At 28.5% G+C, this 18,242-nt stretch carries 17 protein-coding genes; all 17 read left to right on the forward strand.

The window, feature by feature from the left end; all coding sequences use genetic code 11:
* The first annotated feature begins 288 nt into the window (after positions 1 to 288).
* The 17 genes from FOC48_RS03530 (at position 289) to FOC48_RS03610 (ending at position 18,168) form a co-directional block, all read left to right on the forward strand.
* Positions 289 to 1,434, forward strand: a complete 1,146-nt coding sequence (locus FOC48_RS03530) for a glycerate kinase (RefSeq protein WP_172497852.1) — start codon at positions 289 to 291, stop codon at positions 1,432 to 1,434.
* The gene (locus FOC48_RS03535) at positions 1,427 to 2,290 is read left to right on the forward strand and encodes a DMT family transporter (RefSeq protein ID WP_172497854.1); all 864 of its coding nucleotides are present in this window, start codon (positions 1,427 to 1,429) and stop codon (positions 2,288 to 2,290) included. The genes FOC48_RS03530 and FOC48_RS03535 overlap by 8 nt, the downstream gene beginning before the upstream one ends.
* 11 nt (positions 2,291 to 2,301) lie before the next feature.
* On the forward strand, positions 2,302 to 3,201 hold the full coding sequence (locus FOC48_RS03540) for a C39 family peptidase (RefSeq protein WP_003146102.1): 900 nt from the start codon (positions 2,302 to 2,304) through the stop codon (positions 3,199 to 3,201).
* 298 nt (positions 3,202 to 3,499) lie between these two features.
* On the forward strand, positions 3,500 to 4,240 hold the full coding sequence (sufC, locus tag FOC48_RS03545) for a Fe-S cluster assembly ATPase SufC (protein WP_003146101.1): 741 nt from the start codon (positions 3,500 to 3,502) through the stop codon (positions 4,238 to 4,240).
* A 1-nt stretch (position 4,241) separates the two neighbouring features.
* A complete protein-coding gene (gene sufD / locus FOC48_RS03550) occupies positions 4,242 to 5,528 on the forward strand; it encodes a Fe-S cluster assembly protein SufD (RefSeq protein WP_003146100.1) in 1,287 nt (428 codons plus the stop codon).
* A gap of 5 nt (positions 5,529 to 5,533) precedes the next feature.
* On the forward strand, positions 5,534 to 6,760 hold the full coding sequence (locus FOC48_RS03555; protein WP_035466869.1) for an aminotransferase class V-fold PLP-dependent enzyme: 1,227 nt from the start codon (positions 5,534 to 5,536) through the stop codon (positions 6,758 to 6,760).
* Complete coding sequence (sufU, locus tag FOC48_RS03560; RefSeq protein ID WP_003146098.1) at positions 6,750 to 7,178, forward strand: Fe-S cluster assembly sulfur transfer protein SufU; 429 nt, start codon at positions 6,750 to 6,752, stop codon at positions 7,176 to 7,178. The genes FOC48_RS03555 and sufU overlap by 11 nt, the downstream gene beginning before the upstream one ends.
* 35 nt (positions 7,179 to 7,213) lie before the next feature.
* Positions 7,214 to 8,593 carry a Fe-S cluster assembly protein SufB gene (sufB, locus tag FOC48_RS03565; protein WP_035466867.1) on the forward strand — a complete coding sequence of 460 codons (1,380 nt, stop codon included), beginning with the start codon at positions 7,214 to 7,216 and terminating at the stop codon, positions 8,591 to 8,593.
* Positions 8,594 to 8,934: 341 nt separating this feature from the next.
* Entirely contained in the window at positions 8,935 to 10,050 is a 1,116-nt protein-coding gene (locus tag FOC48_RS03570; protein WP_003146096.1) for a hypothetical protein, read from the forward strand.
* Positions 10,051 to 10,254: 204 nt separating this feature from the next.
* A complete protein-coding gene (locus FOC48_RS03575; RefSeq protein ID WP_003146095.1) occupies positions 10,255 to 11,439 on the forward strand; it encodes an acetate/propionate family kinase in 1,185 nt (394 codons plus the stop codon).
* A 58-nt stretch (positions 11,440 to 11,497) separates the two neighbouring features.
* Positions 11,498 to 12,658: a CCA tRNA nucleotidyltransferase gene (locus FOC48_RS03580; RefSeq protein WP_003146094.1), complete on the forward strand. Its 1,161-nt coding sequence runs from the start codon at positions 11,498 to 11,500 to the stop codon at positions 12,656 to 12,658.
* A gap of 28 nt (positions 12,659 to 12,686) precedes the next feature.
* Positions 12,687 to 14,537 (forward strand): 3'-5' exonuclease, encoded by a 1,851-nt coding sequence (locus tag FOC48_RS03585; RefSeq protein WP_003146093.1) that lies wholly within the window; start codon positions 12,687 to 12,689, stop codon positions 14,535 to 14,537.
* Between the two features lie 130 nt (positions 14,538 to 14,667).
* Positions 14,668 to 15,954 (forward strand): asparagine--tRNA ligase, encoded by a 1,287-nt coding sequence (gene asnS, locus FOC48_RS03590; protein ID WP_003146092.1) that lies wholly within the window; start codon positions 14,668 to 14,670, stop codon positions 15,952 to 15,954.
* 9 nt (positions 15,955 to 15,963) lie between these two features.
* Entirely contained in the window at positions 15,964 to 16,485 is a 522-nt protein-coding gene (locus FOC48_RS03595; RefSeq protein ID WP_003146091.1) for a DnaD domain protein, read from the forward strand.
* Positions 16,466 to 17,110: an endonuclease III gene (gene nth, locus FOC48_RS03600; RefSeq protein ID WP_003146090.1), complete on the forward strand. Its 645-nt coding sequence runs from the start codon at positions 16,466 to 16,468 to the stop codon at positions 17,108 to 17,110. Before FOC48_RS03595 ends, nth begins: the two co-directional genes overlap by 20 nt.
* Before the next feature lie 13 nt (positions 17,111 to 17,123).
* Positions 17,124 to 17,579: a signal peptidase II gene (gene lspA / locus FOC48_RS03605; RefSeq protein ID WP_003146089.1), complete on the forward strand. Its 456-nt coding sequence runs from the start codon at positions 17,124 to 17,126 to the stop codon at positions 17,577 to 17,579.
* Positions 17,580 to 17,661: 82 nt separating this feature from the next.
* Positions 17,662 to 18,168, forward strand: a complete 507-nt coding sequence (locus FOC48_RS03610; RefSeq protein ID WP_003146087.1) for a methylated-DNA--[protein]-cysteine S-methyltransferase — start codon at positions 17,662 to 17,664, stop codon at positions 18,166 to 18,168.
* Positions 18,169 to 18,242 lie beyond the last annotated feature (74 nt).

Consider the following 18,242-nt stretch of genomic DNA (forward strand, 5'->3'; position numbering starts at 1 on the left):
TTATAATTGTAAAACTAAAAGTAGTTTGCTTCTACAGGTGACAAATTAACACTGCATTGTTTTGAATTAATCAAAAATGAGCTCTAAAATAAACCCTAAATATAAAGTAAAAATACTTTACATAATTATTATACTAAAAATAAGCGTAAATTTAAAGTATTTGTGTAAATTTTATTAATGAAAATGTTTTTATATTTTATTTTCAATTTTAAAACTTTAATTTAAACCTATTTAATGATAAAATTAATTAAAAGATTATAAATTTTTTGTAAGTGGAGTTGAAATTGGATGAAAGTTTTAGTAGCGGTTAATGAATTTAAGGGTTCTTTATCTTCATATGAAGTAGGTCGAATTATATCAAATAAAATTAATAAATCTTTTGGTGATTATGAAGTGGAAATGGAAGTTGTTGCTGATGGTGGAGATGGTTTCTTAAATTTATTTAAAAACTTTGAAAAGAAACAATTTAAAACTATAAATGCTGCTCAAAAAGAATGTAAAGTTAATTATTTAATGAATCTTAAAACTAAAGAGGCAGTTATTGAAGTTGCAGAAGTTATTGGTATTAAGCAGCTAACTGAGGATCAAAAAGATCCATATATAACATCAACAGCTGGTTTAGGAAAATTGATTTCCCATTTATTAGAACAAGGAATTGAAAATTTTATTATAGGTTTGGGTGGTAGTGCAACAAACGATTGTGGTATTGGAATGCTAAGTGAACTTGGAATAAGATTTGTTGGTAAAAATGATGAAATTTGTCAACATGGAATAAGTGAACTTAAAAAAATAGAGAAAATTGACTATAGTTGTAAAAACAAAAAGTTAGAGAAAGCTAAATTTACAATAATAAGTGATGTTAATAGCCCTTTATATGGTCAAAAAGGTGCTACTTATGTGTATTCAAAACAAAAAGGATTAAAAGAAGAAGACTTTTTAGAAGTTGATGAAGTTGTGGAAAACTTCGCTAAATTAGTTTCAAAAGAGTTAGGAAAGGACTATTCATCTTATGAAGGAAGTGGAGCTGCAGGTGGATTAGGTTTTGCATTCTTGTCTTTTTTAACCTCTACTATTCAATCTGGTTCTGGTTTTATGATTAACTACTTAGATATAGAGAAAAAAATTCAAGAGGTTGATTTTTTAATAACTGGCGAAGGAAAATTAGATAGACAAAGTTATATGGGGAAAGCACCTATAGAATTGGCTAGAATTGCGAAAAAATATGATAAAAAAATAATTTTCTTGGCTGGTAGTATTATTGATAAAGAACTATTAAATCTAAGTGCTGAAGATAAAAAAATAGTAGATGTTTCATTTTCTATTCAAAGAGAATTCCTTCCTCTAGAAATTGCTATGAATAAGACTGTTGCCAAAAGTAATTTAGAAGAGACAATTGAGCAAATATTTAGAGTATTGGAGTTTTACAATGGATAAAAAAAATAATATTTTAATGGGAATATTTTGTATAATTGTTGCAGGATTTGGATTTTCTCTAATGGCACTATTTATAAAACTTGCTGGGAATCTACCTTCAATGCAAAAAGGTTTTTTTAGAAATATTATAGCTGTTGGAATTTCATCAATTCCATTAATAAAACATTGGAAGTCAATTAACTTTCCAAAAGGTAAATTATCATGGAGTGTATTGATATCGCGTAGTGTTTTTGGAACGATTGGACTCGTATTTAACTTTTATGCAATAACGCATATAAGTCTCGCAGACTCTACGATTATACAAAAATTATCACCATTCGTAATTTTAATATTGTCATACATATTTTTTAAAGAAAAAATGACAAAATTTCAAATGATTGCTATAGTTATTGCATTTATAGGTGTAGGATTTATAATTAAACCTAGTGGGGATGGTTTTATTAGTATGGGAGCTCTAGCAGCGCTATTAGGTGCTTTTTGCTCAGGTATTGCATATACTTGTGTAAGATACTTAGGTACTCATAATGTGTCGGGAGAGTTTATTATATTCTTTTTCTCAACATTATCTACTCTATTATTATTACCTTATTTAATTTTTGATTATAGGGTTATGACAATGTATCAACTTTCTATGCTAGTATTAGCTGGAGCTTCAGCAACAATTGGCCAATATGGTGTTACGTTTGCTTATAAATATGCTGCTGCAAAAAATATTTCAGTTTTTGACTATTCTCAGGTTTTATTTTCTGGAATTTTTGGATTTATATTTTTTAATGAGTTACCAGACTTGCAAAGTTTAATAGGTTATATTATAGTTATATCTGTAGGAATAATTTTAGTGAAAAAAAGTAAATAAAGAGGTGTTAAATGAAAAGAAAAAATATTGAAATAATAGTTGTTGCCGTTCTTTTTGTTTGTACTATATTGTTATATGTAGTTCAAAGTAATAAGGAAGTACTATTTAATACTACGAATAAGAGCAGTAATACTAATACAAATAAAGAATCAAATAGTGAAAATGTAGCAAATGCTCGTGATGGAATTCAAGGTGTTGTACAACCTTCACCATTTATTACAACTCCTAATGGAGTAGAGGCTAATCTTCTTCAAAATGCTAATGGAAGTTTAATTGGTCAATTAATATATTTACAAAGAGAACATTTACCCGAAGCAGAACAAAAATTATTAGCAAATAATAAAGATGCTACTCAATATGTTTTGGGTTACTTGGCAGGTCAACAGGCTACACCTTTTGAACAAGGACAAACAGTAGATATAGACAGAAAGTACCCTTATTACATACAATGGGATAAAAGATGGGCATATGATAAACTTGGTGGAACTAATATCGCTATTGGGGGATGTGGTCCAACATGTGTAGCTATGGCTTTAGGAGGAATATTAGACGATAAATCAATTACTCCAAAGAGTATTGCTGAAAAAGAAGATGCAAATGGTTACTTTGCTGCGGAAGGAACAAAATGGAGCTTTTTTGATTATATAGCTAAAGAATATGGTGTTAAATCAACAGGTGTTCCACTAAATAAAGAAGCAATAAATGCAAGCTTAGATAAAGGGAATCCAATTATAGCTTCAGTACATCCCGGAAAATTCACAACAGTTGGTCATATTATACTAATTACTGCAAAAGATGAAGATGGTAATTACATAATCAATGATCCTAACAGTTACACAAGAACATTAAAAAAATGGTCTTACGATGAATTAAAAACAGAAATCGTAGCTATGTGGGAATTCTCAAAATAAATTTTAAATAACAAAAAATCTTCAATACATTATGTGTTGGAGATTTTTTATTTTTGAAAATTTTAGTAGGGCAATACATCAAATTTAAAAGTTAAATTATAAAGAAAAAAATTGGTTTGTTTTTATTTTTATAAATGTTATTAAAGAATATTATTTTTTCTTGTTAGTAAATTTTTTATCAAACCAATAATTTGATATTAATTATGAAAACCTTTATAATTAATATTATGAAAATAATGATTATTAGTATTATTACTAATGTATAAATCGAAATAGTATAAGAGATGGAGGAAATAAAATGTCAGTTCTTGATATAAAAAATTTAGAAGTATCAATTAATGAAAAACAAATATTAAAAGGACTAAACTTAGAAATAAAATCTGGTGAAATTCATGCGGTAATGGGACCGAATGGAGCTGGTAAATCTACACTAGCTTCTGCGATTATGGGGCATCCTAAATATGAAGTTGATGGAGGAAGCATCTTATTAGATGGTGAAGAAGTATTAGAAATGGAAGTTGATGAAAGAGCTCGCGCTGGGTTATTTTTAGCTATGCAATATCCATCAGAAGTTCCAGGTGTACCAACTTCAGAATTTATTAAATCAGCTATCAATGCACAACGTGAAGATAGTATCCCGCTAATGCAATACATTAAAAAATTAGATAAAACAATGGTATTTTTAGACATGGATTTAAAAATGTCTCAACGTTATGTAAATGATGGATTCTCAGGTGGAGAAAAGAAACGTAATGAAATTTTACAAATGATGATGTTAGAACCAAAATTTGCTATACTAGATGAAATTGACTCTGGTTTAGATATCGATGCTTTAAAAGTAGTGTCAAAAGGTGTTAACAAAATGCGTGGAGAAAACTTTGGTTGCTTAATAATCACTCACTACCAAAGATTATTAGATTACATTGAGCCAGATTTCGTTCACGTATTAATGGACGGAAAAATCGTAAAATCAGGTGGACCTGAATTAGCGCTTCGCTTAGAAAAAGAAGGTTATGATTGGTTAAAAGAAGAGGTTTAATATGGAAAATAATAAATTAAAACTAAGTATTAAAACTTTACAAAGTATTTTTTCTAATACTAATGAACCAACATGGTTTTTAAATACTAGAAAATTAGCTTTATATAAAAGTTATACACTATCTTTTCCAAAACTAGAGTCTATGGAGTTAGAAAGATGGAACTTATTTAATGTTGATTTTTCAACTCTAAGATTAGAAAATGAAGGAAATATAGATATAACTAAATATGGAATTAATAATGATGATTTTGCTGTAGTGCAAAAAAATAATACTATTGTTCATATTAATATTCCTGAAAAATATGCAGATAAAGTAGTAATTAAAGATATTTTTTCAGCTATGAATGATGATCACATTAAAGACAGCTTTATGAGTGTAGTCGATTATGCAGAAAGTAAAGTAACAGCTGTTCACTATTCATTATTAAATGCAGGATTATTTATCAACGTTAAAGATAATGTGTTTATAGAAGAGCCGCTTCAATATATTGTCATTTCAGATAAAGAACAATGTTTATTTAACCATGTTACTATTCAAGTTGGTAAAAATTCTAAATTTAACTTTATCGAAAACTATGTAAATAATCAAAAAGAAGACAAAGCACCATTCAGTTTAGTTTCTGAAGTTGTAGCTCATGAAGGAGCACAAATTAATTATAGCTCTATTACAAACCAACCAGGAGAAAAACGTGGAACTATTTTACGTCGTGGATTAACTTATAGAGATTCACTAATTAACTGGAATGTTGCAGCGATGGATGAAGCAGATGTATATCACGATAATACAACAAATATTCTAGGTGATGGATCTGAAGCTAACCTTAAGATTGTTACTTTAGGAGTTAAAGAACAAAAAACTTACTTCAATAGTGAAGTAGTTAACCAAGGATTAAGTAGTAAAGGTGATATTCTTCAACACGGTGTATTACTTGATAGATCTCATATTGTATTTAACGGTGTAGGATTTATCGTTAAAGGAGCAACAGGTTCTAACGCTTATCAAAGTTCAAGAATGCTGACACTTTCATCTGAAGCAAAAGCTGATGCAAATCCAATGCTACTAATCGATGAAAATGATGTTATGGTAGGTCACGGTGCTTCTCTAGGGCGTATTGATGAAGAGCAATTATACTACTTACAAAGTAGAGGATTAACAAGAAAAGAATCTAGCAGATTACTAGTTCACGGATTCTTATCTCCAGTTATCTCAGAATTAACAGTAGATAAGATTAAAGAACTTGTTACAGTCCTTATTGATGAAAAAATTAACAATAACGAGAGTGAATAATAATGATAGATTTTAGTAAATATAGAGAAGACTTTCCTATATTAAAAAGAAAGATATCAGGAAATGATTTGATATTTTTTGATAATGGAGCTACTACTCAAAAGCCTAATCAAGTAATCGATGCTATATCAGATTACTATAGGAATTATAATTCGAATATCCATAGATCTGTTTATACCTTAGGTAATGAATCAGAGAAAATATACGAAGAGTCTAAAGAGCTTGTAAGAGAATTTATTAATGCTAGTAGTTATGAAGAAATAATTTATACTAGTGGAACTACTGAGAGCTTAAATTTCGCAGCAAGAATTCTAGAACAAGATGTTAGTGAAGGTGATGAGATTATCCTTACATATATGGAGCATCATGCTAATATTATCCCATGGCAACAACTGGCTAAACGTAAAAATCTAGTTTTAAAATATTTAGAACTAGATGAAGAAGGAAGAATTAGTATTGAACAACTAAAAGAGTTTATCACAGAAAAAACTAAAATTGTTTCAATATGTCACGCTTCTAATGTATTAGGGAATATTAATCCGGTTTATGAAATTGGTGAATTATTGAAAGATAAAGATATTTATTTTGTAGTAGATGCTGCCCAATCAGTACCACATTTAAGAATTGATGTGCAAAAAATGAATTGTGATGTTTTAGCTTTTAGTGCGCATAAGATGTGTGGACCTACTGGTATAGGTGTGCTTTATGGTAAAAAGAGCTTATTAGAAAAATTTGATCCAGTAGAATTTGGTGGAGGAATGATTGGTATTGTTGAAGATACTTCTGCAACGTGGGCTATACTTCCAGATAAGTTTGAAGCGGGAACACCACTTCTAGCTGAAGCTGCTGGACTAGCTGCAACTATTAAGTATTTAAATAGTATTGGATTAGAAAATATAGAAAAGTATACAAAAGAACTTACAGAATATATGTATTCTGAATTGTCTAAAATTGAGAACATTGAGATATATGGTGTGAAAAATATCGAAGACAGAGTTTCGTTAGTATCTTTTAACTTAGTAGGTGTTCATCCTCATGACTTAACTAGTTTCTTAGATGAAAAAGGAATTTGTATAAGAGCAGGTCATCAATGTACACAACCATTATTAGGAAAATTAGGAACATATTCGGTAGCGAGAGCGAGTCTATATCTATATAATACAAAAGAAGAAATAGATTTCTTTATTCAAACTTTAAAAGAAACGAAGGAGTTTTTCGAAAATGAGTTTTAGTGATTTAAAAAGTTTATATAAACAAGTAATCTTAGATCATAGTAAACATCCTAGAAATAATGGAGTAATAGAAAATAGTTATAAGCTAGAGATGTTAAATCCTTCATGTGGTGATAAAATAACTGTTAGTATGAAATTAGTTGATGATATTATTGAGGATATCAAATTTGTTGGGACTGGTTGTTCTATTTCGTTAGCTTCAGCTTCAATGTTAACAGAAGAACTAAAAGGTCTATCAGTAGAAAAAGCAAATGCCAAAATTAAAGACTTTTTAAATATGATAATGGGAAATGAATTTAATGAAGAAAACTTAGAAGATAGTATTTCATTACAAAATATTTCTCAACTTCCAGCTAGGGTAAAATGTGCAACTCTTGCATGGAAAATTACAGAAAAAATATTAGAAGAAAATAAATAGAAAAAGGAGTGATTGCATTGAATAAAAATGAAGAAATGTTTACCGATTATCAGTATGGATTTTCAGATAAAGATGTATCTATATTCAAAACTGATAAAGGATTAACAAAAGAAATCGTCAAGACAATTTCTGAAAGAAAAGAAGAACCACAATGGATGTTAGAATATCGTCTAAATGCATTAAAAGAGTTCTATAGAATGCCGATGCCTACATGGGGTGGAGACTTATCAGAAATCGATTTTGAGGATTTAACATACTATGTAAAACCATCAGAAAAAACAGAGCGTTCTTGGGATGAAGTACCAGAAGAAATTAAAAATACTTTTGAAAAACTTGGTATTCCAGAAGCTGAACAAAAATACTTAGCAGGTGTATCTGCACAATATGAATCAGAAGTAGTTTATCATAATATGCATAAACAATTCGAAGAAAAAGGAATTATCTTTGAAGATACTGATACAGCATTAAAAAATCATGAAGAAATCTTTAAAGAATACTTCTCAAAAGCTGTTGATTTTAATGATAATAAATTCGCTGCATTAAACTCTGCAGTATGGTCAGGTGGTTCATTCATCTACTGTCCAGAAAATGTATCTGTAGAAGCACCGCTTCAAGCGTACTTTAGAATTAATAGTGAGAAAATGGGGCAGTTTGAGCGTACTTTAATTATTATTGAAAAAAACTCTTCTCTTCACTATGTAGAAGGATGTACTGCTCCAACTTACTCAGCTAGTTCACTACATGCTGCTGTAGTAGAAATCTTTATTAAAGAAAATGCTCGTTTTAGATATACGACTATTCAAAACTGGTCAACAAACGTTTATAACTTAGTTACTAAGCGTGCGATTGTTGAGAAAAACGGGACAATGGAATGGGTAGATGGAAACTTAGGTTCTAAATTAACAATGAAATATCCAGCTTGTATCTTAGTTGGTGAAGGAGCAAGTGGAAGTACACTATCTATTGCAATGGCTAGTGAAGGACAAGTACTTGATGCGGGTTCTAAGATGATTCACCTAGCGCCTAGAACATCATCTACTGTTGTTTCTAAATCAATGTCTCGTCGTGGTGGAAAAGTTAACTACCGTGGATGGATTCACTTCGGTAAAAACTCAGAAGGATCTCGATCAAACATTGAATGTGATACATTAATCTTAGATGAATACTCAACTTCAGATACTATTCCTTACAACATAGTTAAAAACTCTAACGTATCATTAGAACACGAAGCAAAAGTATCTAAAGTATCAGAAGAACAACTATTTTACTTAATGAGTAGAGGTCTTGATGAAGGACAAGCTACAGAAATGATAGTTATGGGATTCATCGAACCATTTACGAAAGAACTTCCAATGGAATACGCTGTAGAATTAAACAGATTAATTTCATTTGAGATGGAAGGATCAATAGGATAATAAATTATATTTTGAACTCTGAAAATCTATTCATAGATTTTCAGAGTTCTTAAGGTTGTATAATAAAATCCAGGCATGAGAAAATTAGAAAACATGGATATGAAATTGAATCTGCAACGAGACAGTTAGAAAACTTAATTAGCGAATAATAAATAAAAGGATTATAAAATATACTTAAATTAGAATTATAATTTTGATGAAAGTTAGTCTTATAGTCTTTTTATTTTATGTCAAAATATGGTTGTTATAGAAAAATTGTTAGAGTTATGTTAATATTATAAGTGAAGTATAAAAAATAAATTTTAGATAGAAATAGTGTAACGAAGTATAGGAGTTTAGTTATGAGTAATAATAATCAAAGATATAATAACAACGAATCTAACAATGGTTATCAGGATCAGAATACAAATTATTATGATAATTACCAAAACCAGGAATTCTTGAATTATAATGAGAATAATTATGACCAAAGTCAAATCTATAACGATAATTATCAAAATCAAGAAATGTATAATGGTCAATATAGTCAAGATGTTAATTATAATGGTAACTTACAAAATCAAAATACTGAGTATAACGATCAATATAATGAAGGCTTAAATAGTTACGATATAAATTATCAAGATCAAAATATGAATTATAATACATATAATGATAATAATCAATTACAAACTAATAACCAGGAGTATTATGAACAAAATGATAATAATTTTAATCCAGTATATGAAGAATACGCAGAACCTAAGAAAAGAACAGGTATAATACTATTGGTTAGTTTTTTGATTATTGGACTTATAGCAATATCTGGATATTTTGCATATAACAAATATATTGTTAATAAGAAGGCGGTAGTTGATCTTAATCAGTATGAAATAGAATTTAAGCCATACGGAACTGATGGAGATGGAACTGCAGCAGCAGATATTAAGAAAATTCCAACAGTAGAAAATGCAGACGGAAGTGTAACACAATTTCTACAAGAACCTACTATAACTTATAGTAAATCAAATAACTTAAAAAATGGAGAAAAAGTTGAAGTAACAATAAGTCTAAGTAAATCTTCTGCTGATGCAAAAAAACTAGAACTTAAAGGTGAATTCAAACGTTCATATACAGTAAAAGGGTTAAGTGAAAAATCAAAAGATAATAGTAGCAAAGATAGTAAGTCTTCTTCAAGTAGTATAGTACTTAGAGAAGATAGTTCGGTGAATACTAAAGAACTTACAGATACTCAAGTCGGTGATTGGGCAAGGGCTATTTATATTAAAGAATTTTCTCGTAATTCTTCAACTTCTGATTTTTCATATGATGTTTGGTTAGGTAGCGATCATTTAGCCTATGTTAATCTGAAAAAAGACGGAAGTATAGTAGGGAAATATAGAGTAAACGCAAGAGGTGAACTTGAACATAGTGAAAATAGCGGATGGGTAGTAGTAAGTAGTACATTCACTTCTTAAATGCTGCAATCAAAATATTTTTATATTCGCTAAAAAAACATAAAAACTTATAAAACTGATAACTAAAATATAGATAGCGTATTCTAGTTATCAGTTTTTTTGTAAATTTTTTATTATAAAGTTATAAATAACTCTTGTAATTAATTATAATTAATGAGATAATAGACTATATAATGTAAATTGAGTAAGAGGAGATATATACTTATGACAAAGATTTTAGCTATTAACTCAGGAAGTTCATCTTTAAAATTTCAATTATTTGAAATGCCTGAAGAAAAAGTTATTACAAAAGGACTAGTTGAAAGAATCGGTATTGAAAATAGTGTATTCACTATCGAATTCAACGGTGAAAAAAATAAAGAAACATTAGATATTCCAAATCACGATGTGGCAATCGAAATGTTACTTGAAAAATTAACTAAATTAGGAATTGTAAAAGATGTTAAAGAAATCGAAGGAGTTGGACACCGTGTTGTTCATGGTGGAGAATTCTATGATGCTTCTGTATTAGTTAATGATGAAGAGTTAGCTAAAGTAGATTCAATCGAAGACTTAGCGCCTTTACACAACCCAGCTAATATTAAAGGTGTTCGTTCATTCCAAAAAGAATTACCAGGTGTTCCAAACGTATTAACATTTGATACAGCATTCCACCAAAGTATGCCAAAATCAACTTACATGTATGCTGTGCCAAGAGAATTTTATGAAAAATACGGAGTTCGTAAATATGGTGCTCACGGAACTAGCCACAGATTCATTGAGGAAAAAGTTGCTGAAATTTTAGGAAAAGATCCAAAAGAACTTAAAACTATTTCTTGTCACATTGGGAACGGAGCTTCAATTTGTGCTATTAAAAATGGTAAATCATTCGACACTTCTATGGGATTCACTCCATTATCAGGATTAGTAATGGGTACTAGAACTGGTGATATTGATCCAGCTACTATCCCTTATATCGCTCAAAAAACTGGATTATCTCTTGAAGAAATCGTGCGTATTTTCAACTTTGAATCAGGATTAAAAGGAGTTTCAGGATTATCTTCTGACTTACGTGATGTTGAGTCTGTAAGAGATACTAATCCACATGCTGCTGAAGCAATCGATGTTTACATCAACAGAATTAAAGAGTATGTTGGAGCTTATGCTGCAGCTATGAACGGTGTAGATGCTATCGTATTTACTGCTGGTGTTGGTGAAAATGCTACATGGGTACGTGAAGAAGTATTAGAAGGTTTAACTTTCCTAGGTGTACAAGTTGACAAAGAAAGAAACAATGTACGCGGAAAAGTTGCAGAAATTTCTACAGCAGACTCTAAAGTTAAAGCATTTGTTATTCCAACAGATGAAGAAGTTATGATTGCTAGAGATACTTATAACTTATCTAAATAATATAAGAGATTAAAAGGGCTGGGGTTTCTCCAGTCCTTTACTATTTTGAAAGGATAATATGGATATAAATAACTTTAATGAGAAATTTAACAGTGCCATAAATATACTGGAAAAATTCAATGAAGCAGGTTATGAAGCATATTTTGTGGGTGGTTGCGTTAGAGATTACTTACTTAATGATGAATTTTCTGATATAGACATTACTACTAATGCTTTACCTGAAGAAGTTAAACAAATCTTTAGAAAAAGTATAGATACAGGAATACAACACGGAACGGTTACAATATTAGTAGATGAAGATAGTTTTGAAGTAACAACTTTTAGAACTGAGGATGATTATATTGATCATCGTACTCCAGAAAAGGTAGAGTTTGTTAGTGATTTAAAGGAAGATTTAGATAGACGAGATTTTACTATTAATGCCATGGCTCTAGATAGTAACGGGAAATTGTATGATTATCACTGTGGAGAGAGAGATTTAAGAAATAAAGTAATAAAAACTGTTAATAATCCTAATGAAAGGTTTTTTGAAGATGCCCTAAGAATGTTAAGATCATTCCGTTTCTCCTCAAAACTTGGATTTGAAATTGAAGAAAATACCTTAAAGGCTATAAAAAATAATGCTGAGCTTATAAAATTTGTTTCAATTGAGCGTATAGTAAATGAATTTAGAAAATTATTAACAGGAAGAGGAAATAAACGAAGTTTAGAATTATTATTAGATAGTAAATTGAATAATTATATTCCTTTTCTAGATGAAATTTCTAAAATAATTGACTTTTCAAATTATACATTTTGTCAAAGTTTATACATCCTATCTAAAATCAATGATATTTCTTTTGAAAAGTTAAAAGAACTAAAACTATCTAATAAAGAAATTAAACAGATTAAAATATATGAAAAAATTAACGAGGACTTTAGTAGTAATATTCCTTTAGAAATAATTTTATATAACTATGATGTTAATGATGTTACTTTTATTGCTAGTTATTCTAATTATTGTGATAAGGAAGATATAGAAAAAATTAAATTACCAATTAAATCTTTTAATGATATAGCTATAACTTCAATGGAAATCATAAGTATAATAGATAAGCCTGCAGGACCGTGGATAAAGGAAATCATTAAGAAACTAGAAGAAGATATTATATTATATAAAATAGATAATACAAAAAAAGACATACTAGATTTTTTAATGAAAATAAGAGATAATAGATAGATATAATGAAAGAGAGGTGAGAGAATATATGAATAAATTATTTTGTGTAGTGGATATTGAATTAACTGAGGAAAAAGAAATAATTCAATTTTCTGCAACAAAACTAGATCAAAACTTTAAAGAGATAGAGTCTATTAATTATTATATTAAACCTAAAAAACAAGTCTCACCTTTTGTTACTGAGTTAACTGGTATTAATAACGATATGTTAAGCGAAAAATTATATTTTGAAGATGTTGCGAAAGAATTATATGACTTCATAAAAGAAGATATACTTGTTTGTCACGGCTTACCATCTGATTATGTAATTTTAAAGAAAAGGTTTCATGATGTAGGAATAAGATATCATGCTAAAATGTCTTTAGATACAGTTGAACTAGCTAGATTATTTATGCCAACTCAGGAAAGTTATAGATTATCTGATTTATCTAATTCTCTTGCTCTATACTCTGGTGATGGATATCACAATGCCGCGATTGATGTACAGGTAACTGTAGAATTACTAAAAGAAATTTCTAAGAGAATAGCAAATATAAATTCAAACAATTTTAAAAAGATAGAAGTACTTTTAGAAAAAATAGATTACAATACTCTTAAATTTTCTAGATATTGCAAAAGAATAATTAGAGGAAAGAAAATAAAAAAAGAAGACTTCATTAATTTTGATGGTGTAGATTTTAAAAAAGTATCATATAATGTTAATGATAACAATTTTAAAGATAAGTTTATAATGTTTTCATCTATCAGTGAAAAGAAATATATAGACAACTTTAAAATTAGGAATTATGTTATTTTAAAAGAAAAGAGTAATTATGTTCCATTGAATGTATTTAAACTATTCCCTAAAAAAGAAGATTTAAATTTAGATAAACTTTTAATAAAATTATATGTATGGATATTAGAAACAAATTCTGGGGACTTTTGTGAGTTGAATTTACTTTATCTTGAGAAATTGTATATTGATAATATAAGAAATGGTATTTTAATAAGCTCTAAATCTTATTATTTTGATGAAAAGAATAGGGTTGCTGATAGTTGTAAAAATATTGTTACAAATTATAATTCAATCGAGTATTTATTGGATAATAATAACTTGAAAAATCATACTTTTATTTTTGAAAACAAAAAGATTTTAGGACGTGAACTTGATTCAAAAAATACAAAAGATTACTTCTATAAAAATGTTATCATTGAGTTAAATGTTGCTGTGTCGAAAAATCCAAAAGACAAAAACATTAAAATGTTAAGAAATAATATAGATGGACTTGTAAAATTTTTACATGAAATGTATTTATCAGAAAGTTTATTCTTATATAATGATAGTTTGAGTTTTATTCTTCAAGATGTGGAGGCTATATTAAATGATATAAAATCTTATAAAGATATACTACCAGCTTCATACAAATTTATGAGAAAATTGAAAGATGTACTTACAAACTCTAAAAACACATATAAGTTCGTTGTTCTTAATCAAGAAAATAGTTTAAAATTAACAGTTGTTGACGATAAGAAAGTAAAGGGATTAATTAATATAATTCATTCTAGAAACCATAAATATTTAAATCTAAAAGCTAAAGCACATTATATTTATAGTAATGGTGATGAGGAATTATTGAATTCAAAAGCTACAAGCTCAATACTATATGTATTTGAAAGTAATAAATATAAGGATTTATATTTTAACAAAAGAGAAAAAAGAAGTTATATAAAATATTATAATTTCTCAATAAAAGATAATTTTAATGAATTATATAATGATGTTATAAAAAATAATAAAATATCTTACAGATGTTACGCGACGAAGGATATTCTGGAGTATCGATACTATCTTAATGATATATTTGAAAGTATTATAGTATTTCGCGACTTAGAACATTAGATGAGAAAAAATAAAAACACGTAATTAAAAAAATAGTAAATTTATGTTATAATATAAATAGTTTTTATATATAATATATGACAATTTTAAATTGAACAAAACATTAATTAAAAATAGGAGGGACTGTAAGTTGAACATTAATAATTTAAAAGAACAACTAGGTCAAAAAGTAACTCTTGGTGCATGGATTGCCAACAAGAGAAGCAGTGGTAAAATTGCATTTTTCCAATTAAGATATGGAGCTGGATTTATTCAAGCTATCGCTTTAAAAGAATCTTTAGGTGAAGAAAGATATCAACAATTACGTCACTTACCACAAGAAACTTCATTAAAAGTAACTGGGTTAATTAAAGAAAATGAAAGAGAACTTTCTGGAATTGAGTTAGAGATAGAAGATTTCGAAGTAATTTCTGAAGCAGTTGATTATCCTATTACTCCAAAAGAGCATGGAGTAGAATTTTTAGCTGATAATCGTCACATTTGGATTCGTTCTAAAAAACAACATGCTATTTTAACAATTAGAAATCAAATCATTAAATCTACTTATGATTTCTTTGAAAAAGAAGGTTTCTTAAAAACTGATCCACCAATTTTAACATCTTCAGCTCCTGAAGGAACAACAGAATTATTCAACACTAAATACTTTGACGAAGAAGCTTACCTTTCTCAGTCAGGTCAATTATACTTAGAAGCTACAGCAATGGCGTTTGGTAAAGTATTCTCATTTGGACCTACATTTAGAGCTGAAAAATCTAAAACTCGTCGTCACTTAATCGAGTTCTGGATGATTGAAGCTGAAATGGCATTCTGTAATCATGATGAAAGTTTAGCTTTACAAGAAGCTTTTGTTAATCATTTATTAACTGATGTATTAGAAAAATGTCAAGAACAGCTTAAAGTACTAGGTCGTGACATTGAAGCATTAGAAAATGCTAGAGGAGAATTCCCTCGTATTAAATATAAAGATGCAATCAAGTTATTAAAAGAAAATGGATTTGACGACATTGAATACGGGGACGATTTTGGGTCACCACATGAAACGTTTATAGCTAATAGCTATAATAAACCAGTGTTTATTACTCACTGGCCATTAGATATTAAACCATTCTACATGATTGAAGATCCAAATGAACCTGGTGTAGTATTATGTGCGGATTTAATAGCTCCAGAAGGATATGGAGAAATTATTGGTGGTTCTCAACGTATTGACGATTATGATAAACTATTAGAAAATATTAAGAAACATGATTTAAATCTTGATACTTATGGTTGGTATTTAGATTTACGTAAATATGGTTCTGTTGAACATGCAGGATTTGGTTTAGGGTTGGAAAGAACAGTTGCTTGGATTACTGGTAACGGCCACGTTCGTGAAACTGTTCCATTCCCACGTTTATTAAACAGACTAACACCATAGGAGTTTAATATGATCAATATCAATATAAAAGGTCTTTTAGTTGATGCTGATTTTTTAATGAATTATACTTCTCATAACTTATCTGGAGAGGAAGCAATGTTTCTTCTTCAGATAAGTTATTTGACAAATCAAGGGAAGATACCTTTTTCAATAGAAGTTTTCAAGGAAAAATTAAGTTATTCTGAAGATCAGATTTTTTCTCTCTTAGATATTTTAATTAAGAAAGAATTAATAGCACTTTTACCAGATAGTAGAATAGACTTTATAGTATTTAATAATAAAGATGATTATTATACATTACGTGAACTTTTAAGATTAGTTGAGAAAGTAACAGGAAAAATATTAACTTCAAAAGAGATGGATATAGTGTCTTCATGGTTCGAAAGAAAATATACAAAAACAGAGATCGATGAGGCATTAACTATCTCGAAAAATATTAGTTATGTTAATGGTATTTTAAACAATAAAGTTAGTAAAGAAATAAAAAAAGAAAGTGGAAGTAATTTAGGTTATGACTGGTTTAACAAATAGACAAAAAAAGATTAAAGCAAAAAAAGTAATGGATTATTTGGATAAAGTATTTCCTAATGTTGAATGTGAATTAGATTTTTCTAACCATTTAGAATTAATTATTGCTGTTCTGTTGTCTGCCCAATGTAAAGATGAGTATGTTAATAGAGCTACAGTAGGATTATTTGAAAATTATAAAACTATTGATGACTATGCTGATGCTAAAGTAGAAGACATTGAAAAATATATTCGTACATTAGGTCTTTATAAAGCTAAGTCAAAAAATATTGTTGGAATGGCTAATATGCTTAGAGACGTTTATGACTATAAAATTCCACAAACTAGAGAGGAATTAGAAACTTTACCTGGTGTAGGTAGAAAGACAGCGAATGTTGTTCTTTCTGTTGGTTTTAATATACCTGCTATAGCAGTTGATACTCATGTAGAAAGAGTTGCAAAAATGTTTGGTCTTGCGGATATAAATGATAGTCCGCTTCAAGTCGAAAAAAATCTGATGAGTGTATTTCCTATGGAAAGTTGGGGGAAAATACATCATCAATTAATTCATTTAGGTCGTTATAAACTCCCTGCAAGAGGGGAGCGTTCTATTGACCCCGAATTAGAAAAATTATTAGTATTAAAATAAGAGGAGAGGGACTATGCTAATTATATTTATACTGGCGTGTTTTCTAATATTGCTAGATCAACTTAGCAAAAATTTTATAGTTAATCATTTTACATTAGGTGAAAGTAAGGAAGTTATAGCTAATTTCTTTAGTATTTCATCTCATAGAAATAGAGGAGCCGCATGGGGAATTTTACAAGATAGTCGCATATTTTTTATAGTTGTTACGATAATTTTTATTGCTATTTTAACATATTATTTAGTTAAACAAAGAAATATATTATCGAGTTTTGATAAAGCTATTTTTTCTCTAATTTATGGAGGAGCAATTGGTAATTTTATTGATAGATTAACTAGACATGAAGTTGTTGATTTCCTAGATTTTAGAATTTTTGGCTATGATTTTCCTATATTCAACTTGGCTGATTGCTTTATTTGTGTAGGAGTTGTATTCTTATTATTTAAAATTTATAAGGAAGAAGATAAATAATAATAAATCGAGAGATGATTTTTTAATCATACTCTCTTTTTTGTTATAATAATTATAATATAAATAATTAAAGGAGTTTTGAATGTATTATTGCACGTATAAAAGTAAGATAGGTCTTCTATATTTAATTTCTGATGGTATCCATCTATGTGGATGTTATTTAGAGGAGCAAAGGTATTTTCCTGATGATTTAGATATGTACGAATTTAATAATGGTTTAGAAATATTTAATGAAGCGAGATTATGGTTAGAGAGTTATTTTAATAATGAGAAACCTGGTTTGGAAAATATACCTATAAAAATGATAGGAACAGCTTTTAGGAAACAAATTTGGTCGTTACTAAAAGATATTCCGTATGGTGAAGTAGTTACTTATAAATATATTTCTAAGAAAATTGCAGAACTTCAGGCTATAGATACTATGTCATCTCAAGCAGTTGGAGGAGCAGTAGGACATAATCCATTGTTAATATTTATTCCTTGTCACAGGGTTATAGGTACAAATGGAAGTTTAACTGGTTATGCTGCTGGATTAGAAAACAAAAGGTTTTTATTGAACTTTGAATCTAATAATAATAATAATTATTAACTAGGATACTAAAAACCGGCTAATAATAGAAGAATATAAAAAAATATGGTATAATTAGTAAGATTAAATTCTTT

This window comes from Gemella haemolysans, assembly GCF_012273215.1.
GTDB classification, from domain to species: domain Bacteria; phylum Bacillota; class Bacilli; order Staphylococcales; family Gemellaceae; genus Gemella; species Gemella haemolysans_A.

Coding starts and splice junctions, on each gene's coding strand:
- FOC48_RS03610 (WP_003146087.1), top strand. CDS start 17,662: ATGTATTATTGCACGTATAAAAGTAAGATAGGTCTTCTATATTTAATT.
- nth (WP_003146090.1), top strand. CDS start 16,466: ATGACTGGTTTAACAAATAGACAAAAAAAGATTAAAGCAAAAAAAGTA.
- FOC48_RS03535 (WP_172497854.1), top strand. CDS start 1,427: ATGGATAAAAAAAATAATATTTTAATGGGAATATTTTGTATAATTGTT.
- FOC48_RS03585 (WP_003146093.1), top strand. CDS start 12,687: ATGAATAAATTATTTTGTGTAGTGGATATTGAATTAACTGAGGAAAAA.
- FOC48_RS03575 (WP_003146095.1), top strand. CDS start 10,255: ATGACAAAGATTTTAGCTATTAACTCAGGAAGTTCATCTTTAAAATTT.
- FOC48_RS03530 (WP_172497852.1), top strand. CDS start 289: ATGAAAGTTTTAGTAGCGGTTAATGAATTTAAGGGTTCTTTATCTTCA.
- sufB (WP_035466867.1), top strand. CDS start 7,214: ATGTTTACCGATTATCAGTATGGATTTTCAGATAAAGATGTATCTATA.
- sufU (WP_003146098.1), top strand. CDS start 6,750: ATGAGTTTTAGTGATTTAAAAAGTTTATATAAACAAGTAATCTTAGAT.
- FOC48_RS03595 (WP_003146091.1), top strand. CDS start 15,964: ATGATCAATATCAATATAAAAGGTCTTTTAGTTGATGCTGATTTTTTA.
- sufD (WP_003146100.1), top strand. CDS start 4,242: ATGGAAAATAATAAATTAAAACTAAGTATTAAAACTTTACAAAGTATT.
- sufC (WP_003146101.1), top strand. CDS start 3,500: ATGTCAGTTCTTGATATAAAAAATTTAGAAGTATCAATTAATGAAAAA.
- FOC48_RS03540 (WP_003146102.1), top strand. CDS start 2,302: ATGAAAAGAAAAAATATTGAAATAATAGTTGTTGCCGTTCTTTTTGTT.
- lspA (WP_003146089.1), top strand. CDS start 17,124: ATGCTAATTATATTTATACTGGCGTGTTTTCTAATATTGCTAGATCAA.
- FOC48_RS03580 (WP_003146094.1), top strand. CDS start 11,498: ATGGATATAAATAACTTTAATGAGAAATTTAACAGTGCCATAAATATA.
- FOC48_RS03570 (WP_003146096.1), top strand. CDS start 8,935: ATGAGTAATAATAATCAAAGATATAATAACAACGAATCTAACAATGGT.